The organism is Brevundimonas sp. MF30-B, from assembly GCF_004683885.1.
Classification (GTDB): domain Bacteria; phylum Pseudomonadota; class Alphaproteobacteria; order Caulobacterales; family Caulobacteraceae; genus Brevundimonas.
This window is the reverse complement of the sequence record NZ_CP038440.1, coordinates 456962-481309: the sequence shown is the minus strand read 5'-3', so window position 1 is coordinate 481309 and position 24348 is coordinate 456962. Positions and strand designations below refer to the sequence as shown.

At 68.4% G+C, this 24348-nt stretch carries 22 protein-coding genes and 1 tRNA gene; 13 read left to right on the top strand and 10 right to left on the bottom strand.

Going from position 1 to position 24348, the window contains the following annotated elements:
• Window positions 1-88: 88 nt before the first annotated feature.
• Both mnmD and E4M01_RS02375 read left to right on the top strand, forming a co-directional pair.
• On the top strand, window positions 89-1891 hold the full coding sequence (gene mnmD / locus E4M01_RS02380; RefSeq protein WP_135062487.1) for a tRNA (5-methylaminomethyl-2-thiouridine)(34)-methyltransferase MnmD: 1803 nt from the start codon (window positions 89-91) through the stop codon (window positions 1889-1891).
• A gap of 33 nt (window positions 1892-1924) precedes the next feature.
• The gene (locus E4M01_RS02375; RefSeq protein WP_135280306.1) at window positions 1925-2320 is read left to right on the top strand and encodes a DUF6491 family protein; all 396 of its coding nucleotides are present in this window, start codon (window positions 1925-1927) and stop codon (window positions 2318-2320) included.
• Between the two features lie 2 nt (window positions 2321-2322).
• Here E4M01_RS02375 and rimM read toward each other — a convergent pair whose 3' ends face one another.
• The 3 genes from rimM to ffh form a co-directional block, all read right to left on the bottom strand.
• The gene (rimM, locus tag E4M01_RS02370; RefSeq protein ID WP_135062491.1) at window positions 2323-2850 is read right to left on the bottom strand and encodes a ribosome maturation factor RimM; all 528 of its coding nucleotides are present in this window, start codon (window positions 2848-2850) and stop codon (window positions 2323-2325) included.
• A gap of 102 nt (window positions 2851-2952) precedes the next feature.
• Entirely contained in the window at window positions 2953-3516 is a 564-nt protein-coding gene (gene rpsP, locus E4M01_RS02365) for a 30S ribosomal protein S16 (protein WP_135062493.1), read from the bottom strand.
• Between the two features lie 20 nt (window positions 3517-3536).
• Window positions 3537-5057: a signal recognition particle protein gene (gene ffh, locus E4M01_RS02360; protein ID WP_135062495.1), complete on the bottom strand. Its 1521-nt coding sequence runs from the start codon at window positions 5055-5057 to the stop codon at window positions 3537-3539.
• Between the two features lie 317 nt (window positions 5058-5374).
• Between ffh and E4M01_RS02355 the strand changes: the two genes are divergently transcribed.
• The 5 genes from E4M01_RS02355 to E4M01_RS02335 all read left to right on the top strand — a co-directional run bounded on the left by E4M01_RS02355 (window position 5375) and on the right by E4M01_RS02335 (window position 12763).
• A complete protein-coding gene (locus tag E4M01_RS02355) occupies window positions 5375-7378 on the top strand; it encodes a prolyl oligopeptidase family serine peptidase (RefSeq protein ID WP_209316061.1) in 2004 nt (667 codons plus the stop codon).
• A 68-nt stretch (window positions 7379-7446) separates the two neighbouring features.
• On the top strand, window positions 7447-10143 hold the full coding sequence (gene ppc / locus E4M01_RS02350) for a phosphoenolpyruvate carboxylase (protein ID WP_135062497.1): 2697 nt from the start codon (window positions 7447-7449) through the stop codon (window positions 10141-10143).
• Window positions 10144-10212: 69 nt separating this feature from the next.
• Window positions 10213-11370: a 23S rRNA (adenine(2503)-C(2))-methyltransferase RlmN gene (rlmN, locus tag E4M01_RS02345; RefSeq protein WP_135062499.1), complete on the top strand. Its 1158-nt coding sequence runs from the start codon at window positions 10213-10215 to the stop codon at window positions 11368-11370.
• A gap of 123 nt (window positions 11371-11493) precedes the next feature.
• Window positions 11494-11928 (top strand): DUF350 domain-containing protein, encoded by a 435-nt coding sequence (locus tag E4M01_RS02340; protein ID WP_135062501.1) that lies wholly within the window; start codon window positions 11494-11496, stop codon window positions 11926-11928.
• 4 nt (window positions 11929-11932) lie between these two features.
• Entirely contained in the window at window positions 11933-12763 is an 831-nt protein-coding gene (locus E4M01_RS02335) for a serine protease (protein WP_135062503.1), read from the top strand.
• Here the strand turns inward: E4M01_RS02335 and E4M01_RS02330 are convergent, their stop codons facing one another.
• On the bottom strand, window positions 12764-13639 hold the full coding sequence (locus E4M01_RS02330; RefSeq protein WP_135062505.1) for an isoaspartyl peptidase/L-asparaginase family protein: 876 nt from the start codon (window positions 13637-13639) through the stop codon (window positions 12764-12766).
• A gap of 78 nt (window positions 13640-13717) precedes the next feature.
• On the opposite strand from E4M01_RS02330, the gene E4M01_RS02325 reads away from it, so the two are divergent.
• Both E4M01_RS02325 and E4M01_RS02320 read left to right on the top strand, forming a co-directional pair.
• Window positions 13718-14719 carry an NADPH:quinone oxidoreductase family protein gene (locus tag E4M01_RS02325; RefSeq protein ID WP_135062507.1) on the top strand — a complete coding sequence of 334 codons (1002 nt, stop codon included), beginning with the start codon at window positions 13718-13720 and terminating at the stop codon, window positions 14717-14719.
• The gene (locus E4M01_RS02320; protein ID WP_135062509.1) at window positions 14716-15453 is read left to right on the top strand and encodes a 2OG-Fe(II) oxygenase family protein; all 738 of its coding nucleotides are present in this window, start codon (window positions 14716-14718) and stop codon (window positions 15451-15453) included. The genes E4M01_RS02325 and E4M01_RS02320 overlap by 4 nt, the downstream gene beginning before the upstream one ends.
• Here E4M01_RS02320 and E4M01_RS02315 read toward each other — a convergent pair.
• Entirely contained in the window at window positions 15450-15860 is a 411-nt protein-coding gene (locus E4M01_RS02315; RefSeq protein WP_135062511.1) for a YkvA family protein, read from the bottom strand. The two genes, E4M01_RS02320 and E4M01_RS02315, sit on opposite strands and share 4 nt — an antisense overlap.
• Before the next feature lie 54 nt (window positions 15861-15914).
• On the opposite strand from E4M01_RS02315, the gene E4M01_RS02310 reads away from it, so the two are divergent.
• Window positions 15915-16697, top strand: a complete 783-nt coding sequence (locus tag E4M01_RS02310; RefSeq protein ID WP_135062513.1) for an SDR family oxidoreductase — start codon at window positions 15915-15917, stop codon at window positions 16695-16697.
• A gap of 233 nt (window positions 16698-16930) precedes the next feature.
• Window positions 16931-17005 (top strand) — tRNA-Gly (locus E4M01_RS02305).
• Between the two features lie 391 nt (window positions 17006-17396).
• On the opposite strand, the gene E4M01_RS02295 is transcribed toward E4M01_RS02305, so the two are convergent.
• From E4M01_RS02295 to E4M01_RS02275, 5 genes are all read right to left on the bottom strand, one after another.
• Window positions 17397-18716 (bottom strand): MFS transporter, encoded by a 1320-nt coding sequence (locus E4M01_RS02295; protein WP_135062515.1) that lies wholly within the window; start codon window positions 18714-18716, stop codon window positions 17397-17399.
• 65 nt (window positions 18717-18781) lie between these two features.
• On the bottom strand, window positions 18782-19450 hold the full coding sequence (locus E4M01_RS02290; RefSeq protein WP_135062517.1) for an RraA family protein: 669 nt from the start codon (window positions 19448-19450) through the stop codon (window positions 18782-18784).
• Window positions 19447-20115, bottom strand: coding sequence for an RraA family protein (locus E4M01_RS02285; protein WP_135062519.1), 669 nt, complete (start codon window positions 20113-20115; stop codon window positions 19447-19449). The genes E4M01_RS02290 and E4M01_RS02285 overlap by 4 nt, the downstream gene beginning before the upstream one ends.
• The gene (locus E4M01_RS02280) at window positions 20112-21140 is read right to left on the bottom strand and encodes a protocatechuate 3,4-dioxygenase (protein ID WP_135062521.1); all 1029 of its coding nucleotides are present in this window, start codon (window positions 21138-21140) and stop codon (window positions 20112-20114) included. Before E4M01_RS02280 ends, E4M01_RS02285 begins: the two co-directional genes overlap by 4 nt.
• A gap of 23 nt (window positions 21141-21163) precedes the next feature.
• Window positions 21164-22171, bottom strand: a complete 1008-nt coding sequence (locus tag E4M01_RS02275) for an amidohydrolase family protein (RefSeq protein ID WP_135062523.1) — start codon at window positions 22169-22171, stop codon at window positions 21164-21166.
• A 197-nt stretch (window positions 22172-22368) separates the two neighbouring features.
• On the opposite strand from E4M01_RS02275, the gene E4M01_RS02270 reads away from it, so the two are divergent.
• A complete protein-coding gene (locus tag E4M01_RS02270) occupies window positions 22369-23085 on the top strand; it encodes a FadR/GntR family transcriptional regulator (protein ID WP_167765308.1) in 717 nt (238 codons plus the stop codon).
• A 207-nt stretch (window positions 23086-23292) separates the two neighbouring features.
• Window positions 23293-24249, top strand: a complete 957-nt coding sequence (locus E4M01_RS02265) for a PDR/VanB family oxidoreductase (protein WP_135062527.1) — start codon at window positions 23293-23295, stop codon at window positions 24247-24249.
• The last annotated feature ends 99 nt before the right edge of the window (window positions 24250-24348 follow it).

Genomic DNA, 24348 nt, shown 5'->3' with positions numbered 1-24348 from the left:
CCCGGTTCGCCGGGATGACGGAAAGGGGTCGCCCTCGGGCGGCCCCTTTTTTCGTGCGCGCAAGGTCGGTTCGGCCCTAGAAGCGCCTGTGACCATCGACACCGATCCCCGCCTGGACTGGAGCCTTGAGGGCGAGCCCCGCTCGGGCCGGTTCGGCGACGTCTATTTCTCCAAGGACGACGGCCTGGCGGAAAGCCGCGCGGTCTTCCTGGCCGGTTGCGGCCTGCCCGACGCCTGGGCCGGCCGGCGCCGCTTCGTGGTGGGCGAACTGGGCTTCGGCACCGGTCTGAATATCGCCGCCCTGCTGACGCTGTGGAGAGACAGCCGCCCGGCGGGCGCGCGACTGAATGTCTTTTCGATCGAGGCCTATCCGCTGTCGCGTGACGAGGCGCGCCGCGCGCTGACCGCCTGGCCCGAGATTGCGCCCGCCGCAGAGGCCCTGCTGGCGGCGTGGCCCGAGAGCACGCCCGGCCTGCACCGCCTGGACCTGCCCCAGTTCGACGCGGTGCTGGACCTGTTCATCGGCGAGGTCGAAACCGCTTTGAGCCAATGGACGGGCCGGGCGGACGCCTGGTTCCTCGACGGATTCTCGCCGGCGCTCAATCCCGCCATGTGGTCCGAGGCCGTGATGGACGGCGTCGCCGTCCGCTCGGCCGCAGGGGCGCGCCTGTCAACCTTCACCGTCGCGGGTCATGTGCGGCGCGCGCTCGCGGCCCGTGGCTTTGAGGTGGAGAAGCGCCCGGGTCATGGCCGCAAGCGCGAGCGGCTGGAGGCGCGCCTGCCTGGCGCGGCGTCTGCAACCGCAGCACCCTCGGCCCTGGTGTTGGGCGCTGGCGTCGGCGGCGCCGCCGTTGCGCGCGCCCTGGGCGCCGAAGGGGTCGCCGTGACCGTGGTCGAAGATGGGGCGTCCGACCTGGCTTCGGGTTTTCCGCTGGCGCTGGCGACCCCGCGGCTCGATGCAGGGGATGCGGTGCTGGCGGCCCTCTACGCCGCGGTCTTGGAGCGGGCGAGACGTCTCTATCTCGACCTGCCTGACGCCGTAGCCGTGGAAGGCGTTGTCCAGATGGAGGCGGCCGACCGGGACGCCAGGCGGTACGATCACATCGCCCAGCAGGCCGTGTGGCCGGTCGGCGCAATGAACCGGCTTGAGAGCGCGGAGGTCGCGTCGCGCCTGCAGGAAGCTGATCTTCCCGGCGCGCTGCTGATGTCCGGAGCGCTGGCCGTCCGGCCCTCCGTCATTCGCCAATCATGGCTGGAAAGCACGGCACGCATCACCGCGCACATCGCAAGGGTGGAGCGAAGGGGCGACCTGTGGGCGCTGATCGACGCCGGCGGCGAGGCGATTGCGGCGGCGGATCACCTCGTTCTGGCCGGTGGATGGGGCGTCCAAGGCCTGTGGTCGGAGGCGCCTTTGAGCCCGGTGCGAGGACAAGCGGACTGGGTCGCTACCGACGGTGCGCCCTTCGCCGCCGCCTGGGGCGGATATGGCGTGTCTGACGGACGGCTGATGCTGTTTGGGGCCACCCATGATCGAGGCGAGACCGACACGACGGTCCGCGCGGAAGACTCCGCGCGAAACCTGGCGGCTCTGCAGGCGCGAATGCCCGGCAAGGCCGATCGGGTCTCCGCCGCCGAGTCTTCCGCCCGCGCCGCCGTCAGGGCCACGACGCCGGATCGACTGCCCCTCTGCGGTGAGATCGAAGCCGGTCTGCACGTTCTGGGTGGCCTGGGGTCCCGAGGCTTCTGCGTGGCGCCGCTGCTGGCCGAGCATATCGCCGCGCGGATTGTCGGCGCGCCGTCGCCGCTCACTGTTGATCAGGCCGCTCGGCTTAATCCGCTCCGCTTTCGGATGCGGCCTCTTGCGCAACCTGATGGCCTAGACGAGGCTTAAGTTTGCGGCAGGGGACAGTCAGGGAAGCCGACCATGCGATCGATACCGCTTCTTACAGTGATAGCCACGATGGCGGGCCTGGCCGGGTGCGCGCCGCTCTCGCCCAGCCTGTCGAGCGAGGATGTGATAGGCGAACCGAGAGCGTGCTTCCGCACCGATTTCGTTCGCAACTTCCGTTCCGGCGACAGCCAGAGCATCTACATCCGCGACCTGTCGCGCAATGTTTTCCAACTGGACACTTCAGGCTTTTGTCGAGATTTGGATTTCGTCAACGCCATCGTCATCCGACCTCAGGCCGGGGGCGGCAATCGCGTCTGCGTTGACGACTGGGTCGTCATCGGCGCGGGAGCCGAGCCGTGCCGCGCGGTCGTGCGCCGCCAGTTGACCGAGGCGGAAGTCGAGGCCCTGCCGTCTCGCCAGAGGCCCTAGGCTCAGTCCGGCTCGCGCTCGCCCACCTCGGTCGGGCGCACGGCGCGCAGCCAGCCGGCGGTCAGGTGCAGTTCGGGCACGGCCTCGCGGGTGAAGGGCAGATACCAGGTCGGGCCGCCGGTCGCGGGGGCGATTTCCAGCATGTCCGAGGCGCCGAAGTTCTGAACCGACTTCACCACGCCCAGCGCGGCGTCGTCGGGGTCGCGCGCTTCGACGCCCACCAGATCGGCGAGATAGAATTCGTCCTCGTCGGGCTCGGGAAAGCGGTCGCGCGGCACGTGCAGCTTCAACCCGCGCAGGGCGTCGGCCTCCTCCTTGGTGGCGATCTCGCGGGCGCGGCCGACGACGCCGTTCTTGTCGGGCCGGGCCGAGGTCAGGGTCAGGCCGGGCGAGCCGTCGGCGCGCAACAGGGGGCCGTACGCCGTCAGCGCCAGCGGGTCGGCGGTGTAGGCGGTGATCCGCACCTCGCCCTTCACGCCGAAGCCGCCGGCCACTTGGCCCACCAGGATCAGTCTGTCATCGCCGGCCATGCCGCTCTCCGCAGTTCCTGCCCGCCCATAACAGAAAAGCAGCGCCCGTGAGGACGCTGCTTTCCATATCCGATCCGGTCAAAACCGGACGCCGCGAAGGGATCAGCCCTCGGCCTTGTCTTCAGCCGGGGCGTCTTCAGCGGCCGGAGCCTCTTCAGCGGCGGCTTCCTCGGCGGGGGCGTCTTCAGCCGGAGCGTCTTCAGCAGCCGGGGCGTTCTTGGCTTCTTCAGCGGCGGCGGCGGCTTCAGCCTTGGCGCGCTCGGCGGCTTCGGCGGCTTCCACCTTGGCGGCGGCTTCGGCTTCGGCGCGGTCGGCTTCGCGCTGGGCGCGCTCGGCGGCGCGTTCCTGAGCCTTCTTGCCCGGCTGGGCCTTGTTTGGGTTGTTGGACTGGGTCCAGTTCACCTTGCCGACCAGGGCTTCGTCCTGCGACTGGCTGATGAAGCGCGCGACGCGGTCGGTGGGCTGGGCGCCCTTGCCGAGCCACTCGGCGATGCGGTCGGCCTTCAGGGCGATGCGCGGCTTGTCGCCGTCCTTGGGCAGCATCGGGTTGTAGCTGCCGACCTTCTCAATGAACTTGCCGTCGCGCGGCGAGTGCGAGTCGGCGACGACGATGTGGTAGTAGGGGCGCTTCTTGGCGCCGCCGCGGGCCAGACGAATCTTCAGCATTGTCAGTCTCTTTCTAGGAATCAGTTCTTCTTGGGGAGGCCGGGAAGACCCGGAAGGCCCCCCGGCGTTTGTCCGCCGCCCAGGCCGGCGAACCGGTCCTGAAGGGCTTTCATCTGTTCGGCGTCCGGCTCGGGCATCTTGCCCCCGCCCATCGCCTTGAGGCGGGCCATGTCGGCCCCGCCCGCACCGCCGCCCAGGCCGCCCAGCATGGCGGCCATCTGCTGCATCTTCTTGGGTCCGCCGCGCGACAGCGACTTGACCATGTCGGCCATCTGCCGGTGCTGCTTCAGCAGGCGGTTGATATCCTGAACCTCGACGCCGGCGCCGGCGGCCACGCGGCGCTTGCGGCTGGCGTTCAGCAGGTCGGGCTTCTTGCGCTCGGCCTTGGTCATGGACGACAGAATGGCCTCCTGGCGGGCGATCATGCGGTCGTCGATGTTGTTGTCGGCCATCTGGGCCTTCATCTTGGCCACGCCCGGCAGCAGGCCCATGACGCCCTGCAGACCGCCCATGCGCTTCATCTGCGCCAGCTGGCCGGCCAGGTCGTCCAGATCGAACTGACCCTTGGCCAGCTTGCGGGCCATCTTCTCGGCCTTGGCCTGATCCAGCTCGCCGGCGGCCTTTTCGACCAGGGCCACGATGTCGCCCTGGCCCAGGATGCGGCCGGCGACGCGGCGGGCGTCGAAGACGTCCAGCTGGTCGACCTTTTCGCCCGCGCCCAGATATTTGATCGGCAAGCCGGTGACGGCGCGCATCGACAGCATGGCGCCGCCGCGCCCGTCGCCGTCGGCGCGGGTCAGCACCAGGCCGGTCAGCGGCAGGCGTTCGTGGAAGGCGGCCGCGGTGCGCACCGCGTCCTGGCCGGTCAGGCTGTCGGCGACAAGCAGGGTCTCGACGGGGCGGCTGATGTCGGCGACCTCAGCCACCTCGTTCATCAGCCCTTCGTCCAGGGTGATGCGGCCGGCGGTGTCCAGGATCAGGACGTCGAAGCCCTGAAGCTTGGCCGAGGACAGGGCCCGGCGGGTGATCTGGACCGCGCTCTCGCCCGCCACGATCGGCAGGGTGGCGACCTCGATCTGCTTGCCAAGGGTCTGCAGCTGCTCCATCGCCGCCGGACGCCGCGTGTCCAGCGAGGCCATCATGACCTTCTTGCGATCGAACTTGGTCAGGCGCAGCGCCAGCTTGGCCGAGGTCGTCGTCTTGCCCGAGCCCTGCAGGCCGGCCATCAGGATGACGGCGGGGGGCGTGGCGTTGGTGTTCAGCCCGACAGGCTCTTCGCCGCCTAGCATGTCGACCAGGCCGTCATAGACGATCTTGATGACCTGATCGGCCGGCTTGACCGAACGGATCACGTCCTCGCCGGTCGCGGCCTCCTTGGCCTTGGCGATGAAGTCCTTGACGACGGGCAGGGCGACGTCGGCCTCGAGCAGGGCGACGCGGACCTCGCGCAGCGCGGCCTCGACATCCTTTTCGGACAGGGCGCCGCGGCCGGTGATCCGGTCGAATACGCCTGTCAGCCGCTCGTTCAGAGCCTCGAACATTCAAACCCTTTCATGCGCTCGAACGGGTCTCCATAGCGAAACGGCCTCTGGCGACGATCACGTCGGCAGAGGGTTCTCGCCCGCCTCGTCCTCATCTTCGTTGCGCTACCGGCCTTCGGCCTGCTTGAGCGCGTGCTCAAGTAGCGCGAAGCGCGGTAGCACGACCAAGAAAGGGGTCGTGCGGGTGGAGACGCAGGGTTCACTTGCGCCGGAAGCGGCGGCTTATGAGGGAAAAGCGGGTCAAAGACAAGGCCGACGCTTGCCAGGCGGAACTTCAGCCCGTTTGATTCCCTACCTTGACACAAGGGGAGGCGACGATGATCCGCAATCTGGCGTGCCGCATGGCGCTGGCGACCGTGCTTCTGGCCTCGACGGCGCCGATGGCGCTGGCGCAGGGCGAGCAGAGCGCCGGGGCGCAGACCTCAGGAGCCCAGACCGCCGCCGGCCAGCCGGACCGGCGCGAAGTCGGTGCGCTGGTGTTCGACGGCATCCCCGCGATCCCAGCCGAGCTGAAGCCGCAGCTGCAGCGCTATCGCAACGCGCGCTCGGCGTCCTTCCAGGACTGGACCGCAGACGGCGGCATGCTGATCAGCACGCGCTTCGGCGAAACCGCGCAGATCCACCGGGTCGCAGCGCCCGGCGCGGACCGGCGGCAGCTGACCTTCTTCGCCGAGCCGGTGGGCGGCGCCACCGCCCTGCCGGGCTCGGACCGCTATGCCTACTCGCGCGACAGCGGCGGCGCCGAATATTTCCAGATCTATGTGGCGGGACCGGACGGCACCGAGACGGCGCTGACCGAGGCCGGGACGCGCAACCAAGGCCTGCGGGTGTCCGACGACGGCCGTCTGGCGGTGTGGAGCCAGGTGCGGCCGGGCCAGGCGACCTATGAGATCGTGGCGGCCGATCCGTCTCAGCCGGGCCAGCGGCGGGTGCTGTATCGCGGCGACGGGCTTTGGCAGCCGGCGGACATTTCGTCGGACGGCCGGTCGATCCTGCTGACCAAGTACAACTCGATCCAGGACAGCGAGCTGTGGGTGCTGGATGTCGCCTCGGGCCAGGTGCGCGAGGTTCGTTCGTCCGACACGCCCGTCTCCTATGGCGACGCCCTGTTCGGGCCGGATGCGCGCTCGGTGATCGCCACCAGCGACGAGGGGTCCGATTTCCGCGGCCTGGTCGAAATCTCGCTGGCCGACGGCGCGGTCACGCCGCTGACCGAAGGGCTGAACTGGGACGTGGCGTCCGTCGAGCTGTCGGATGACGGCCGGGTGCTGGCCTATGTCACCAACGAGGACGGCTATTCCAAACTGCACCTGCGCGACCTGCGCACGCGCCGCGCCCTGCCGCAGCCCGAACTGCCGACCGGCGTGGTGGGTGGGATCAAGTTCTCGCCGGACGGCCGCTCGCTGGCCATCACCATGTCGACGCCCCGATCGTCGGGCGACGTCTGGACGTGGGACGTCGCCGGGGGCGGTCTGACGCGCTGGACCGAGTCCGAAGTAGGCCCGATCGACGCCTCGGCCTTCGTCATTCCGGAGCTAGTGCGGTTCGACTCCTTCGACGGCCTCAGCGTGCCGGCCTTCGTCTATCGCGCGCCCAACGCCTCGGGCCGCGCGCCGGTCGTCATCGATATTCACGGCGGCCCCGAAGGCCAGTCCCGACCGGGCTTCAACACCACCTATCAGCAGTGGATCGCCGACCTGGGCGCGACGGTGATCGTGCCCAACGTGCGCGGCTCGACCGGCTACGGCAAGCGCTACGTCTCGCTCGACAACGGCCCGCTGCGCCAGGATTCGGTCAAGGACATCGGAGCCCTGCTGGACTGGATCGCGACCCAGCCGGACCTCGATCCGGAGCGGGTGGTCGTGCACGGCGGATCGTACGGCGGCTTCATGGTGCTGGCCTCGATGGCGGCCTATGCGGATCGGCTGGCGGGCGGTGTCGACATCGTCGGCATCTCCAACTTCGTCAGCTTCCTGGAGAACACCGAGGGCTATCGCCGCGACCTGCGCCGGGCCGAGTACGGCGACGAGCGCGACCCGGCCATGCGGGCGGTCTTCGACCAGATCTCGCCCCTGAACCTGACCGACCGGATGACCAGCCCGCTGCTGGTGATCCAGGGCGCCAACGACCCGCGCGTGCCGCGCTCCGAGGCCGAGCAGATCGTGACGGCCGTGCGCGGCCATGGGCGGCCGGTCTGGTACCTGCTGGCGATGGACGAGGGTCACGGCTTCCGCAAGAAATCCAACGCCGACGCCCAGGCCGAGGTGACCAACCTGTTCCTGCGCGACGTCTTCGACCTGCCGCCGGTCAGCGCACAATAGGGTTACGACGCGCAACCGGCCTGGCCGCCGGGACTTCTGCTCGCATCCCTTCTGACGAGAGACGCTTCATGATCCAGGCCGCCGACGACCGACTGCGCGAGGAAATCCGTCTGCTGGGCGGCCTGCTCGGCGATGTGATCCGCGACGAGGGCGGACAGGCTCTGTTCGACCGCGTCGAGGCGGTGCGTCAGGCCTCGGTCGCCTGGCACCGCGACGGCGCCGACGCCGAGGCGCAGACGCTGGAAGGCCTGCTCAAGGATCTGGACGCGGGCGAGGCGGCGGGTCTGGCGCACGGCTTCGCCCTGTTTTCGCTGTTGGCCAACATCGCCGAGGATCGGGCCGGCCAGCGCCGCGCGCGGGCTCAGACCTCGGCCGGCGAACGGCCCGACACGCCCGAGGGCGCGCTGCGTCGGCTGGCCAAGGCCGGGGTGGGGCCGGAGGCCGCGCGCGATCTGCTGGACAGCGCCCTGATCTCGCCGGTGCTGACGGCCCACCCGTCGGAGGTGCGGCGCAAGAGCGTGATCGACCGCATCACGGCCATCGGCGATCTGCTGGATGAGTACGACCGCGCGAGCGTCGCCGACGCGCCGGATAGGCTGAACTCCGGGCTGATGCGCCAGATACTGATCCTGTGGGCGACCCGGTTGGTGCGCGCCGAGGGCTTGGTGGTGCAGGACGAGATCGACACGGCGGTGTCCTTCATGCAGCGGGTCTTCCTGAAGGTCGTGCCCGAACAGCTGGCCGACTGGCGGCGTCTGCTGGACGCGCCGGAGCTCAAGCCGTTCCTCAAGGTCGGGGCCTGGGTCGGCGGCGACCGCGACGGCAATCCCAATGTCGACGCCTCGACGCTGAAGGCGGCCTTCCGCACCCAGGCGCGGGCGGTGCTGGGGTTTTATCTGGAGGCCGTGCATGCGCTGGGCGGCGAGCTGAGCCTGTCGGCTGATCTGGCGAAGGTCAGCCCTGCCTTGCAGGCCCTGGCCGACGCCTCGGGCGACGCTTCGCCGCATCGCGCGGACGAGCCCTATCGTCGAGCGCTGTCGCACATCTACGCCCGGCTGGCGGCGACGCATCTGGAACTGGCCGACGCCGCCCCGCCGCGCCCGGCCGGGTTCGAGGCCCCCGCCTATGAGGGGCCGGACGCCTTGGAGGCCGACTTGCGGCTGCTGCGCGACAGCCTGGTGCAGGGCCATGGCGCGGCCTTCGCCGACGACGGCCTGTCGCGTCTGATCGCGGCAGTGCAGGCTTTCGGCTTCCACCTGGCGACCCTGGACCTGCGTCAGAATGCCGATATGCACGAACGGGTCGTGGCCGATCTGCTGACAGGCGCGGGCGTCGCCGACGACTATCTCGACCTGGACGAGGACGCGCGCGTCGCGGTGCTTGAGGCCGAGCTGGCCTCGCCCCGCCCGCTGTTCTCGGCCTATGCCGACTATGACGCCGAGACCCTGAAGGAGCGCGAGATCCTGGCGGCGGCCGCGGAAGCGCTGGCCCGGTTCGGGCCGCAGGCGATCCGCACCCACATCGTCTCCAAGACCGACGCGGCGTCCGATCTGCTTGAGGTCTATCTGCTGCTCAAGGAAGCCGGTCTGTTCGATCCGGCCGACCCCGGCGCCTGTCCGATCCAGGCGGCGCCCCTGTTCGAGACCATCGAGGACCTGCACGCTTCGCGGCCGACGCTCGAACGCCTTCTGGCCCAGCCCTCGGCCGGTGCCGTCGCCCGCGCGCGCGGCGTGCAGGAGGTGATGATCGGCTATTCGGACTCGAACAAGGACGGCTCGTACCTGACCTCGGGCTGGTCGCTGCACCAGGCCTCGCGCGCCCTGCTGGAGGTAACCGAGGCGGCGGGCGTGCGGCTGCAGCTGTTCCACGGTCGCGGCGGGGCGGTCGGGCGCGGCGGCGGCTCGGCCTTCGCCGGCATCCTGGCCCAGCCTCGAGGCACGGTCAGCGGCCGCATCCGCATCACTGAACAGGGCGAGGTCATCGCCAACAAATACGGCGAGCCGGCGGTGGCGCGGCTGAACCTGGACGCCCTGGCCTGCGGCACGCTTCTGGCGTCGCTAGAGCCCCGTCCCGACCTGTCGGACGACGACGACCGGCTGGCGCTGATGGACGATCTGTCGGAGCGGTCGCGCGGCGCCTATCGGGCCCTGGTCTATGACACCCCCGGCTTCGTCGACTACTTCCGCGCCGCCACCCCCATCGCCGAGATCGCCGAGCTGAAGATCGGCTCGCGCCCGGCGTCGCGGACGTCCTCGACGCGGATCGAGGATCTGCGGGCCATTCCCTGGGTGTTCAGCTGGTCGCAGTCGCGGGTGATGCTGCCGGGCTGGTTCGGTTTCGGCTCGGCGGTGCAGGGCGCGGACATGGCGCGGCTGGCGGAGTTGAACCGCGACTGGCCCTTCTTCCGCACCCTGATCCAGAACATGGAGATGGTCATGGCCAAGTCGGACATGACACTGGCCGAACGCTACGCCGGACTGGTGCCCGATCGCGCCCTGGCGGAGCGGGTGCTCGGCGAGATCCGCGCCGAATGGGAGCGCACCCACGCCGCCGTCCTGGCGATCACCGGCGAGGATCGACTGCTGGGCGGCCAGCCCGAACTGGAGCAGCTGATCCAGCTGCGCATGCCCTATGTCGAGCCGCTGAACCACGTCCAGGTCGAACTGATCGGCCGCCGGCGCGCTGGCGACGACGACCCCCAGCTGCGCGACGCCATTCTGCTGACCATCAACGGCGTGGCGGCGGGCCTGCGCAACAGCGGCTGACGCCCCTGCCTTAAAACCAGCGCGATCCGTGCTATAAGGCGCGCCTCCCGTCGTTCAGGATCATCAGCCTTGAGCATCACGCTCGATCTTTCGCGCGCTTCGTCGCCGGCCGCTGCGGCCCCCGTCAACCTCAGCGGTCTGACGCGTGCGGGGCTGCGCCAGGCGCTGATCGACGCCGGCGTCTGCCCGCCCGAAAAGGCCAAGATGCGCGCCAGCCAGATCTGGGGCTGGATCCACCACTACGGCGTGACCGACTTCGCGGCCATGAGCAACGTCGCCAAGGACATGCAGGCCAAGCTGGCCGCGCACTTCACCCTGGCCCGCCCCGAGATCGTCGAGCGCCAGGTGTCCAAGGACGGCACGCGCAAATGGCTGATCCGGACGGCGCCGGGCATCGAGGTCGAGGCCGTCTACATCCCCGACGTGGGCCGGGCCGGGGCGCTGTGCGTCTCCTCCCAGGTCGGCTGCACCCTGAACTGCACCTTCTGCCACACGGGCACGCAGAAGCTGGTGCGCAACCTGACCACGGCCGAAATCGTGGCTCAGGTCCAGGTGGCTCGTGACGATCTGGGCGAATGGCCGTCGCCCAAGGAAGACCGCCGCCTGTCCAACATCGTCTTCATGGGCATGGGCGAGCCACTCTACAATCTGGACCACGTCGCCGACGCCATCGACATCATCTCTGACAACGAGGGCATCGCCCTCTCGCGTCGGCGGATCACCGTCTCGACCTCGGGCGTCGTGCCCAAGCTGAACGAGCTCGGCGAGCGCACCGCTGCCATGCTGGCGATCAGCCTGCACGCCACCAACGATGCGCTGCGCGACGTTCTGGTGCCGCTGAACAAGAAATATCCGCTGGACCAGCTGATGGCCGGCATCCGCGCCTATCCGGGCCTGTCCAACGCACGGCGGGTGACGTTCGAATACGTCATGCTGAAGGGCGTCAACGACAGCCCCGAGGAGGCCCGCGCCCTGCTGGACTTGATCAAGGGCATCCCCGCCAAGGTCAATCTGATCCCGTTCAACCCGTGGCCGGGCACCGATTACGAATGCTCGGACTGGAAGACCATCGAGCGGTTCGCGGCGATCCTGAACAATGCCGGTTACGCCTCCCCGATCCGCACCCCGCGCGGTCGCGACATTCTCGCCGCCTGCGGCCAGCTGAAGTCCGAGAGCGAGAAGGTCCGGGCGTCTGCGCTCAGGAAGGCGGAGCAGGCGGCGGCTTGAGACCGTCGTCTGTAAACTTCAGTCGCGGACTGTGACCTCGACGCCCTTGCGGATTGGGGCGGCAATGGGGCAAGGACGGTCCGGTTTCGTTCCTATCTGCACTCCTTGATCAGGCGCCGTCTGATGGACCCGTCCAACGCCCTGTCCAGCCCGGAAGTTCAGGCCTTCGCCAGCGGATTTCCAGTGATGCTGCTGCACCTGGCGGTGACGCTCGTGCTGCTGGGCGCGGGCGCGGTGCTGTATTCGCTGATGACGCCCTGGCGCGAGGTCACCCTGATCCGCCAGGGCAATGCGGCCGCAGCCCTGGCGTTCGGCGGGGTGCTGGTGGGGCTGGCTGTTCCGCTGGCGGTGTCTCTTTCTGTTTCGACCACGGCCCGCGACATCGTCATCTGGGGCGTGGCCACGCTGGTGATTCAACTGCTGTGCTTCCGGCTCGTCGATCTGGTGCTGACCGGCCTGCCGCAGCGCATCGAAAAGGGCGAGATGTCCGCCGCCGTCGTCCTGGTGGGCGCGAAGCTTGCGACCGCTCTGGTGCTGGCCGCCGCCCTGACGGGCTGAGCCCATGCATTTCCCACGCCTGCCGGACTGGGCCATCTATGCAGCGGTGGTAGGCGTGCTTCTGGCCGCCTCTCTGGGCCGCCGGGAGAACGCCGACGTCGCATCAAGCCCGCCTGTCGACGCAGAGGCCGAGGGCGAGCTTCTGGGCCCCATAACACCTTTCGATCCCGCCGTGGTGGTCAACGCTCCCGACATCCCGTTCCAGCCGTCCTCCGGCACTGCCTTTTCGATCGCCGGAGAAGGCCGATGGGTCACGGCCCGCCACGTGGTTGAGGGCTGTCGCCAGCCTGCCCTTGTCGTCGGCGGCGGGCGTGCGGTGGCCGCCGACGTGCGCCTGGCGCCACGGGCCGACATCGCCGTGCTGCTGACCGACGGGGGGCCGCCTGCCTTGCCCGTCTATTCGGGGTCAGAACTGAGGCGCGGCCAGCGCGCCTACCATCCTGGGTTTCCGCAGGGGCGGCCCGGCGAGGTGGCCAGCCGGCTGCTGGGCCGCGAAACCCTGCGGGTCCGGGGGCGAGGCGAGCGCGACGAGCCCGTCCTGGCCTGGGCCGAGGTCGGACGCACTCGAGGGCTGGAAGGCACCCTGGCGGGCCTGTCGGGCGGTCCGGTGCTGGACGCGCGCGGGCGGGCCGTGGGCGTCACCCTGGCGGAATCCCCGCGCCGGGGCCGCGTCTACACTACCTCGCCCGAGACCTTCGGACCCACAGTCGGCGGGCAGCAGGCAGCCGATGAACAGGTGCTGGGCGAGCCGGTGAACACCGACAACTACGGCCAGGTGGCGGAAGGGCTGAGGCGCGACCTTCGGGTGGCCCAGGTCGTCTGCCTGTCCGCCTGATCAGCGACCGAAGACCTCAACCCCGATCTCGCCGTCAACGCCCAGCCAGGCGCGCTTCATGCCTTGGCTATTGAAGGGCGCCGCAATCTGTCCGTCGTGGCTGAGAGCAATCAGGCCGCCGTCGCCGCCCAGGGCGCCGATCCGGTCGATGACGGATTGCGCGGACTGAGCAAGGGTCTGTCCGCCCTCCACGCCCCAGGCGACCCGCGCGGCGGCGGCCAAGCGAATGAAATACTCGCCTTGGCCGGTGCAGGACACGGCGGCCTGTCCGTCGGCCCAGGTTCCAGCGGCGGGGATCGGCGTGTCGCCGACCCGGCCCGGCATCTTGCCGAACACGCCGGCGGTCGAGGTCGCGGCCGCCAGCCGCCCCTCCATGTCCAGCACGCAGCAGCCCACGGTGCCGTGCGCCAGGGTTCCGGGCGGATGATTGTCCTCGCCCTGGCCGGCGCCGGTGAACCAGGCGGCGGGGTCGTCAACCGTCGTCAGACCCTGATCGGCAGCGAACCGCGCGGCGCCTTCGCCGGCCAGCATGACGTGAGGCGTTCGGTCCATCACCGCGCGGGCGGCGACGACCGGATTGCGGTAGCCCTGCAGCGCCGCGACCGCCCCGGCCTTGCCGCTGGGGCCGTCCATCAGGCTGGCGTCCAGCTCATAGGCCCCGTCCAGATTGGGCGAGGCTCCCCGACCGGCGACATAGAGGCCCGAGTCCTCCAGCATCACCACCGCCGCGACGGCCACGTCCAGCGCCGGCTCGCCGGCCTCCAGCCGCGGCTTCATGGCCTCGACGACAGACCGCATATGCGCGATCTCCGCGGTGTAGTCGCGCGAGCGGCGGGCGCCGGCGCCGCCGTGAAGAATGAGGGCTGGTCGCGTCACGCGGCCTCCGATGGACTAGGCAAGTCGTACGCGCCTGATTAGCCTCCCTCGATCCTCCCCGCCACACGAGAAGCCGACATGCGCGCCATCCTGTCCAAGACCCCCGGCGGTCCCGAAACCCTGGTGCTGGAGGAGAGGCTGGATCCGACGCCCAAGAAGGGCGAGGTGATCATCGATGTGCGGGCGGTGGGCATCAACTTTCCCGACACCCTGATCATCGAGGACAAGTATCAGTTCCGGCCCGAACGGCCCTTCTCGCCGGGCGGCGAGGTGGCCGGCGTCATCGAAGCCGTGGGCGAGGGCGTGAAGGGGCTGTTCAAGGGCGACCGCGTTATCGCCGTGCCCGGCTGGGGCGGGCTGGTCGAGCGGCTGGCCGTGCCGGCGGCCACCGTCATCAAGATGCCCGAGACCATGAGTTTCGAAGAGGGCGCGGCCCTGATCATGACCTATGGCACCAGCTACTATGCGTTGAAGGACCGGGCGAACCTGCAGCCGGGCGAGACGCTGCTGGTGCTGGGCGCCGCAGGGGGCGTCGGCGCCGCGGCCGTTGAGCTCGGCAAGGCCATGGGCGCGCGCGTGGTCGCCGCAGCCTCGACCAACGACAAGGTCGAGTTCGCGCTGGATTTGGGGGCCGACAATGGCCTGATCTATCCGTCTGGCCATATGGACAAGGCCGCCCAGAAGGAGCTGTCAGGCGAGTTCAAGCTGGCGACCGGGCGGGACGGCGCCGATGTGGTCTATGACGCGGTAGGCGGCGACTACGCCGAGCCAGCCCTGAGGGCCATGGACTGGAACGGCCGCTATCTGGTGGTGGGCTTCCCGGCGGGCATTCCGTCCCTGCCGCTGAATCTGACGCTGCTGAAGTCGGTGTCGGTGATTGGCGTGTTCTGGGGCGCGGCGGTGATGCGCGACCCTGCGGCGCACACGGCCAACATGGCCGACCTGTTCCGCCTCTACGCCGAGGGCAAGATCAAGCCCCGTGTCAGCCGGACCTATCCGTTCGAGCAGGCGGGCGAGGCGATCAAGGCCCTGGGCGACCGCCAGGCCATGGGCAAGATCGTCGTGACGATCGCGTCATGAGCCTGTCTCTGGCCGCAGGCGTGGACATAGCGGCCGCGCGCGCTCGGCTGGCCGAAACGAGCCGCGTTCGGGTGGAGCGGGTGTTAGGCGATGGGGCGACGATCCTGGCCGAGGCGATGGTCCACCCCGACATGGTCTGGAACCGCGCGATCCGGAACCCCTACAATGCCGACGTGCCGGTGGCCGTGTTCAACAGCGAGCCGCTGGAGGAGCAGGCCCGCCTGATCGGACTGGCCCACGAAGAGGCGACCGAGGGCTTTCAGTTTATCTTCGACCGTCTGCGCCTGGGTCAGGCGCGGGCCATGGGCCTGCCGATCCCGCAGGCGCTGTACGACGTCCATAGCCTCTTCAACAGCGAGGCCTTTCTCCACTTCGCGCGCGACCTGACCGGCGACGACCGCATCGCCTATGTCGACGCCCAGGCCACCCGCTATCTACCGGGCCATTTTCTCAACAGCCACACTGACGAACATGAGGGCGCGGGGCGACTCTATGCCTATGTGCTGAATCTGACGCCGCGCTGGCGGGCCGAGTGGGGCGGCCTGCTGATGTTTCTGGACGGAGACGGAGCAGTCGGCGAAACCTTCACGCCAGCCTTTGGGACGCTCAACGTCTTTCGGGTGCCGCAAGACCACGCCGTCTCGATGGTCGCCCCGTTCGCCGGCGGCCCGCGTCATTCGATCACCGGCTGGTGGCGGGTCAATCCGCCCGAAGCTGGTCAGCCGCAGACCTAGCGGGTCTTCAGATCGTCCAGCGCCCGCTCGGCCTTTTCGTGGTGGCGCGGCTTCACATGGCTGCCCAGGGTCGCCAACAGGGCGGCGATGACCGCCGCATCGTCGGTGAAGCCTATGCCGACGAAGACATCGGGAATGGCGTCGACCGGCAGGACGAAATAGGCCAGCGCGCCCAGCATGATCCCCTTGGCCGCCACCGGCGTCTTGGGATCGCGCGCGGCGTACCAGACGCTCAGCAGCCGGTCAGCGAACGGGATGTGCGCGGCCGTCCGCGCCACCTTGGGCCAGAAGCCCTGCTTCACCCGCCGCTCGTTGACGCGCACCACCGACGGGATCAGGGCGCGCTTGGGATCGATCACGTCGCGCGGCGACCAGGATCCAAAGGGGCGTTTTGCGTTTGCGGCCATGACGGCTAAATCCCGCACACTCTTCCAAGGTTCACTCATATAGGGGCTCAGGCCATGAAACTCGACGGTTCGATCGCGGCGGTGGTGACGGGCGGGGCCTCGGGCCTGGGCGAGGGCACGGCGCGCGCGCTGGCCGCCCAGGGTGTGAAGGTCGCGCTGTTCGACATGAACGTCGAGCGCGGCGAGATTATCGCCGAGCAGATCGGCGGCGTCTTTTGCCAGGTCGACGTCACCGACGACGCTTCGGTCGCAGCCGGCTTTGAAAAGGCGCGCGCCGCCCATGGTCAGGAGCGCCTGACTGTCAACTGCGCCGGCATCGCCACGGGCCAGAAGACCGTCAGCCGCAAGAAGGACACCGGAGAAATCCGCGCCCACGACATGGCGCAGTTCGAGAAGACGGTGACGGTCAATCTGTTCGGCACCTTCCGCGTGCTGTCCCAGTCGGCCGCCGGCATGGTCACGCTGGAGCCCATGGCCGACGGCGAGCGCGGTCTGATCGTCAACACCGCCTCGGTTGCGGCCCAGGACGGCCAGATCGGCCAGGCGGCCTATTCGGCCTCCAAAGGCGGCGTCTACGCCATGACCCTGCCGGTCGCCCGCGACCTGGCCCAGGAGGGCGTGCGCTGCAACACCATCCTGCCCGGCATCATGTGGACGCCGATGATGGCGGGCATGGACCAGAAGATTCAGGACGCCCTGGCCGCCGCCATCCCGTTCCCCAGCCGCCTGGGCACGCCGGCGGACTACGCCTCGCTGGTGCTGGAGCTGGCGCGCAACGTGTACATCAACGGCGAATGCATCCGCCTGGACGGGGGGATCCGTCTGGCCCCGCGCTGAGGCGGAGCCGTCGTTCTGGCGGGCGGGCGTGAGGATCGGCGATCAAGGCCGTGCAGAAAAGCCCCTCACCTCGGCGCCCCAGCACGATCGCTGCGCCTTCGTGGGCTTAAGCCCGCTCCCGTCGGGAGACGGGCTCGACCGGAAATTCTTCTGAAAAGTCTCTTGCCCGACTGCGTTTCTCTCCGCTATACGCCGCTTCCTCGACACGGGGCGGCATCGTCGCTCCACGGAGTGCGGGCGTAGCTCAGGGGTAGAGCATCACCTTGCCAAGGTGAGGGTCGGGCGTTCGAATCGCCTCGCCCGCTCCAGTCGAAGTCAATAAAATCAGGGGCTTACCGGTTTCGGTAAGCCCCGATTTTTTGCCCGCCGCGGCGCTGGTCATCACATGGTCATCAAAACCGTCTGCAGGACGGAAGATGGCTTGATCGAGGTGTGTTCGCTTGGACACGCCCGCTCTGATGACCGTCCAGCGAACTTTATGACCGCCCCTCGAGACACGCGCGGTTTGGCGGCCTCCCGCAGCCTCTGGGATGCGTCCAGCATCGCGTCGAGAGATGAGGAAGGGTCGCGAGACATTCATGATGTCGGCAGCCTGTTGCGTGGTCGGCATCTGGCTGACCGGCACGATGGTCACGGCGTCGCCGCGTCCGACGTGGCAGGGTTGAAGACGGCAAGGGGGTTGCGAGCCGTGAGGGCAGTCTAGGCCTTCAGGTTGGCGAAGCTGCAGGCGGCGGCGACGGCGGCGCAGGCGGCGGCCACCAGAGCGGGCCCGGGGCCGTGGCCCAGGCCGCTGGCGAGCAGGGCGGCGAGCACCGTGGCGCCCAGGGCGGATCCTAGCAGCCGCGTAGTCGAGATCATCGCACCGGCCGAGGCGCTGCGGGAAGAGGGCGCCGAGGAAAGGATGAGGTGCGAGTTGGGCGCCAGAAACAGGCCCGACCCCACGCCTCCGAGCATGAGCGGGCCTATCAGGAGGCCAAAGCCGGGAAAGGTCGTTGGCAGCCGCGACATGAGAAGAAAGGCCACGCAGCACAGGATCATGCCCAGGCCGCCCAGCAGTCCCTTCGGCGCGCGGTCCGACAAATAGCCGGCGAAGGGCGCCACGATCATCATGGTGAGAGGCCAGGCCGCCATGACCGCGCCGATCTCCGCCGGTGAGAGCGCGTAGGCTGAGCCGAGCCGGAACGGCAGCGACAGGGTGAAGGCGATCGATGCGACGAACGACAGAAGGGCGGAAGTCGTGGCGAGGGCGAAGGCAGGCTTCGACAGCAGATCGATCGGAAGGATGGGAGCCTCACGGCCACGCTCGCGTCGAACGAAAAGCCAGGTTCCGACGAGGCCCGCCAGGGCGAGCGGAGCCGTGAGCGACATAGCCGAGCCATGGACGTGCAGTTCCAGCGCTCCGATCAGCGCGCCGAACATCAGGGCGCAGAGGGCGGCCCCGGCCAGGTCGTAATCTTTCCGAGCCGGAGGAGGCGCCGGCAGAAACCGCCCGATGGCCAGGGAGAGCACGGCGAAGGGGGCTGCCGCCAGGAACACCCATCGCCAGGATCCCAGCGCCAGGATCAGCCCTCCCACGGTGGGGGCGAAAGCTGCGGCTGAGCCGATGATGATGCTGTTCAGGCCGAGCCCTCGGCCGAGCGCCGCCGACGGATAGATCCGCCGCAGAAGGGCGGCGCTCACCGCCAGGACCGCCGCCACCCCCAGGGCCTGGGCCGCTCGCGCGGCCAGCAGCATGGGCAGGTTGACGGCGAAGAAGCAAAGCAGGCTGGCGAGAACGAAGGTGATCTGTCCGGACTGGTACAGCCGTTTGTGGCCGATCCGGTCGCCCAGCGCTGAAAACGGCAGCAGGGCCATAAGCAGCACGAGTTGATAGACGGTCACGATCGTGACGGCGGAGGCCTGGGGCACGTCCAGGGCTTCGGCGATCGTCGGCAGGGCGATTGTCGCGATTGCGTTGTCGAGCACGAGCAGGGCCGTGCCGAAAGAGATCGCTCCGATCGCCCAGAGGCGACGCGGCATGGGCAGGCCGTCCGGGGGGGACGCGGCGATCAAGGCGCTTGCGGAGGCGGAACTTTGCAGGCGGCTCAGGTCTCACCCGGTGTCTGGAGGGTGTGATAGCCCTGCTGACGACGCGCCTCGTCCAGCCGAAGGCCTGAGAGTACGGCCTGGCGGATGCGCCCTTCGGCGATATCGATGGCCTCTGCGGTGGAAAGCACCTCGTCCTCTCGATCCTGAGGGATCGCCACGACGCCGTCGGAGTCGCCGCGCAGGATGTCGCCCGGCCGGACGCGCGCATCCCCGATGTTGACCACGGCCTGCACGGCTTCGAGCTGCACGCGGTCCTTGCCCGTGCGCATCGAATAGCTTCGGCTGTAGAGCGGATAGCCCAGGTCCAGAGCCAGATGGGTGTCCCGGCAGGCGCCGTCGATGACCGTGCCGCCGATGCCGCGATTGTGCGCGTACAGGGTCATGATGTCCCCCCACACCGTCGCGTCCGGGCGTCCCCCATTGTCGATCGCGACGATCGCCCCCTGGGGCACGTCGTCGATGAAATCGCCGACCGTGCCTCCCGGACCGGCGGGCGCATAGGCCAGGGTGAAGGCCCGGCCCGCCAGCCTGGACTTCTGATCCAGCGGCTTGATGCCGAGGCACTGGCCGGCGATGCCCAGCTTGTCTAGGGCGTCGCTCAGCGTGGCCGTCTCGAGGCGGCTGGCGCGTTCCACATTGGCGTCCGCAACGGTTGCGTCAGTCATTGGCCGCTCTTCTCCAGCAGATGTTCGTATCGGGCGCCCATCACGGTGCTCACGGGTTCGCCGCCCAGCACCGCCTTGGTCATGGCCGCTTCCTTGGCGGCGATATGCTCGGCGGCCTCCAGAACGGCGTCCAGGGCGTCAGCGGGCACGAAGGCGCAGCCGCTGGAATCGGCGACAACCCAATCCCCGTCCCTGACCAACACGTCGCCCACGGTGATCGGGCCGCCCGTCTCGGCTTCATGGATCCTCCCGCGCGCCGTGCGCGCGGTGGATCCGCGTCCGTAGACCGGAAAGCCGATGTCCGCGGCCTCGTCGACATCGCGGGCCAGCCCCTCGACGATGACGCCGGCCAGGTCACGGCCACGCGCCGCATTGGACAGGATTCCGCCCCAGCCGGCGCATTCGACGCCGGTCCGCTGTTCGACGACGACGACCGCGCCGGGCTCCGAAGCATCGATGGCGGTGGTGCACAGATGGCGCGGCGGCGCCCCCTGCGCCGGCTTGCCGGCCGCTAGCCTCACGGTCGTCACCCGGCCCGAGATCCGCTGACGCACCGAAAGGGGGCGAAGTCCGGTGATCGACGGCTCAAGGCCCAGTTGATCCAGGGCGTCGGACACGGCGCAGGCGTCGAGCCGCGCAAGACGCTGAGCAGGGGTCTGGGTCATGCCTGTCCTCTCTCGGCCCAGGCGACGAATCCGTTGGCTGTGCCGGTTCCGGCTTCGGACCGATAGCAGGGCACATAGTCCACCAGATCGCCGGACAGGTCCGTCTCGAACAGACAGCCGGCGGCCGCGACCCAGTTCTTGAGCTCCGAGGTGCCTGACTGGAACCACGACTCCGCGATATTGCACAGCATCTCGCCGTCGCGGGCCTCGATCGCGTCGATGATGCTGCGATCAAAGGATTCATCAATGACGAAATGGCTCATCCCGCCAGACCCGATCACCACGACGCGCGCATCGGTGTCCCAATCGCGTATCGCTCGGCCGACCGATCGGCCGAACTCGAACATCCGGCGCGCGGTGGGCTGGTTCGGCGGGAAGAAGGTGTTGGCGATCAGGGGAACGTTCGGGACCACCTTGTCGCGCATGATCTGTCGATAGACGAAGCCGAAGGCATGCCCGATGCCGCTGTTCCAGTGCCCCGGGTTCTCCGGCAGGCGAGCAGAGCGGGCGACGTCGAACTGATCCGCCACGGCCTGGCGGATGATGTGCGCGGCGAGCTCGGGCTCGCCGGGGTAGTCCGTGCGTACCGGCGGGTTGTGACCCCATTCGGCAGCGTGGATTCCCGGCGCCATCTTGGCCGCCTGCTCTTCCGTGGCGGGTGCATTCCACAGGGTGGGGCCGTCGAAGACGGTCAGGGCCGGCATGATGTCGTCGAGGAACAGTTCGCCCTGGTCATTGCCGAAGATCACCGCGACGTCGGGCTTGGCCGCCTCATAGATGTCGGCCATCCGCTCCACCGCGGCACGGCAGGCGGCGTGGCGACGCGTGCGCTCGGCCTCCGAGGCCTTCTCCCCCAGGTTCTCATCCCGACGCAGCTCGACCAGGCTGTCGAAATCGTAGGTCTTGCCGCGGAATGGATGGTTGGAGCGCGCGCGATCGGCCGGCAGGCGCAGAAGCCACTCTTCAGGCGTGGTTGAAAGGGTGGGGCCGTGGGTTGTCCAGAGGCCCAGGACGATCTCGGCCATGGCGGCCTCCTTTTCTGCCGCCTTCAGATGTCGAGTTTGAAGACGCGGCGCGCGTTGTCTTCGAAGATCTTCTTCTTGTCGGCGTCGCTGAGGAAATCGAACTTGGCGATCGTCGGCGCGATGTGGTCCATCGTGTGGTCGTGGCCGTCCAGCATCTTTGATCCGACGCCGGGGCATTCGGACCCGAAGAGACACTGGTCGACGCCGACGGTTTCGATCAGCAGGCGCAAGGCGCCTTCGGTGTAGAGGACCGTGTCATAGTAGAGTTTGCGCATCCCCTCGGAAAAGCGTCGCTTGGCCCCGGGATGGATCGAGCCCGCTTCGAACCGGCCCAGCTGATACGGAATGGCGCCGCCGCCGTGGCTGACCACGATCTTCAGCTCCGGGAAGTCGTCCAGCACGCTGGAGTTCACCAGATTGTAGACCGCGATCGTCTCCTCGTTGATGAAGTGCAGACTGTAGGGTGAGCGGTCGGACCGTGAACCGGTTGCGTGGATATGGGCGGGCACGTCGAGCTCGCAGAGCTTTTCGTACAGCGGATACCAATAGCGATCGCCCAGGCCGGGGCCGTCGGTGCGTGTGTTCTCGTAGGGGTCAGGGTTCAGCAACACGCCCTTGAAACCAAGCTCGCCAATGCAGCGGTCAAGTTCCCGGAAGGTGTTCTCGATCGGCTCGCCCGCGACCTGCGGCAGGCCGCCCACCCCGACGAACTTGTTGGGGAACAGCTGGGTCTGCCGATGGATGATGGTGTTGGTCTCCTCCACGAACCAGTGGACCACGCGGCCGGGTTCGAAGCTGGACATCATCTGGAACGGGCGAGGCGAGATCAGCTGAACGTCGGTGCCGTGGCGATCCAGCATGTCGAGATGCCCGCACGGGGCCATCTCGACCTTGTTCACCGCCCGACGGATATCATCGTCGCTGACGCGAACGCCGCCGCGGCCATGCGATCCGCGATGCGACAGGACCGAAGCCTTATAGGCCCAGAGCTCCGCCGGGGCGCTGACGTGGCCGTGGCAGTCGATGATCATGGCGCTTTCTCCGTTCACCGCACTGCGGCGGCTTTCAGCGCAGCCTAGGTGCGAGAAATAGTAGACGCAAGCAACATAATGGTTTTGCTCGACATGACGAGTGGGCTTGGAGCGCGATCGATGTGGGCAGTGAGATCGCCTATGACACGCGAATGTGTCATATGGTTTCCAGGGTCTGCAGGGTGAGGAGAGTTGGCATGTTGAAACCGGATCCAGCCCCGGCGGGGCGCAGCGTGTCGATGCCGTCCCGCATCGTGACCCGCGTTCTGGACGACCTTTTCGCGGGAAAGCTGAAGCCCGGCGATTTCCTGGGGACCGAAGCCCAGATGGTGGAGACCTTTCAGGCGAGCCGGGCGCCCGTGCGCGAGGCCCTGGGCCGGCTCGAGGCGCTGGGCGTCGTGCGCGTCAAGACAGGCGTCGGCGGCGGGGCCAGCATCGCGGTCGGCGAGCCGGGACGTTTCGCAACGGCGCTGGCGGTCCAGTTCATCCTCCTCGGGGTCTCGGCTGAGGAGGTGTTCGACGCCCGCATCGCCGTTGAGGCGCGCGCCGCCGAACTGGCCGCCATGCACGCCAGCCCTGAGGATCTGATGAAGCTTCAAGGCCTTCTTGCGGACATACGCGCGTCCGGAGAGGCCGGGCGCAATCCCATCGGCCTGATCCTCGACTACCATATGGCGATCGTCGAAGCTTCGGGCGCCCGTACCCTGATCGCGCTCATGCAGGCCATCTCCCACGCACTGCTGAACCTGTATCGGGCGTCGTCCTACCCTTCGGGAACCGCCGGTGCTGACACCGGCTACCAGTCGCTGGGAGAGATACTGAAACGCATCGAGACGCGCGACGCCCCGGGCGCCGGCAGGGCGATGCACGAGCACCTCCTGCGCCAGAGAGACGCCGTCACACAGAATCGGTAGGGGCCGAACAGGAACGCCGTCTCCTACGCGGTCCACCTGCGTGTTGCTGTCGCCGCCGCTTGACAAATGGACAGCGGACTCCGCACATCATAGTCAAACTATCATATGGTTTGACGGGCAGCGGGTCCGACCCCGGATCCTGCGCCGGACCCGAAGTCCGGCCCCGTTTTGTTGTTATCGACCAGATTGAGCGCCGGAGACGCCGCCATGCCCCCCTCCATGATCGCCGTCCGCATCCAGGCCAAGCGGCCGGCGGCGGATGACATCCAGACCTTCGAACTCGTGGCGGCCGATGGAGGCGCGCTGCCGCCTTTCAGCGCCGGAGCGCACATCGACGTGGAGGTCGAACCCGGCGTGCTGCGGCAGTATTCGCTCTGCAACAGGCCGGGCGAGACCGAGCGCTATCGCATCGCCGTGCTGAGGGATCCGGCTTCGCGTGGAGGATCCGTCCGGCTTCACGACGCCTTCGCCGAAGGGGAGGCGGTGAACATCAGTCCGCCCCGAAATCACTTCGAGCTGGCGCCCGGCGCAAGTCGCTCCATCCTGATTGCGGGCGGCATAGGGGTGACCCCGCTATTGTCCATGGCCGCCCATCTGCAGGCCGAGGGCGCCGATTTCGAATTTCACTACTGCACCCGGTCGCCTGCACGCACCGCCTTCCACGATGAGCTGGTCAGGGGCGACTTCGCTGACCGGTTGATTCTCCACTTCGACGACGGGCCGGACCATCAGCGCTTCAATCCCGACAAGGCGCTCGGAGCGCCGCAGCCTGGCGTCCACATCTATGTCTGTGGACCGCAGGGTTTTATCGACTGGGTGCTTGCCAGCGCCCGGTCGCAGGGGTGGAGCGACGGTCAGCTGCACCGGGAGTATTTCTCAGCGTCTCCGATCGTCGTGGACGGCGACCAGGCCTTTGAGGTCCGCGTAAACAGCACGGGCGCCGTCTATCCAATCCCCGCCGACCGGACCGTGGTGGAGGTTCTGGCCGACCACGGCATCGAAATCCCGGTCTCGTGCCAGCAGGGAATCTGCGGCACCTGCATCACCCGGGTGATCGAAGGGGAGCCCGACCACAGGGACATGGTGCTGATGGGCACCGAAATGGACGAGTTCGCTCCCTGCTGTTCCCGGGCGCGAACGCCCCTCCTCGTGCTGGACCTCTAGCCGGAGCCGTCCGGCCGGAAACGCACGCCTAAATCGTTGAACAAGACAACGAGATGGTTATATTCCACCATAAATAGCCAGCCCCGCCTCGGCGGTCGG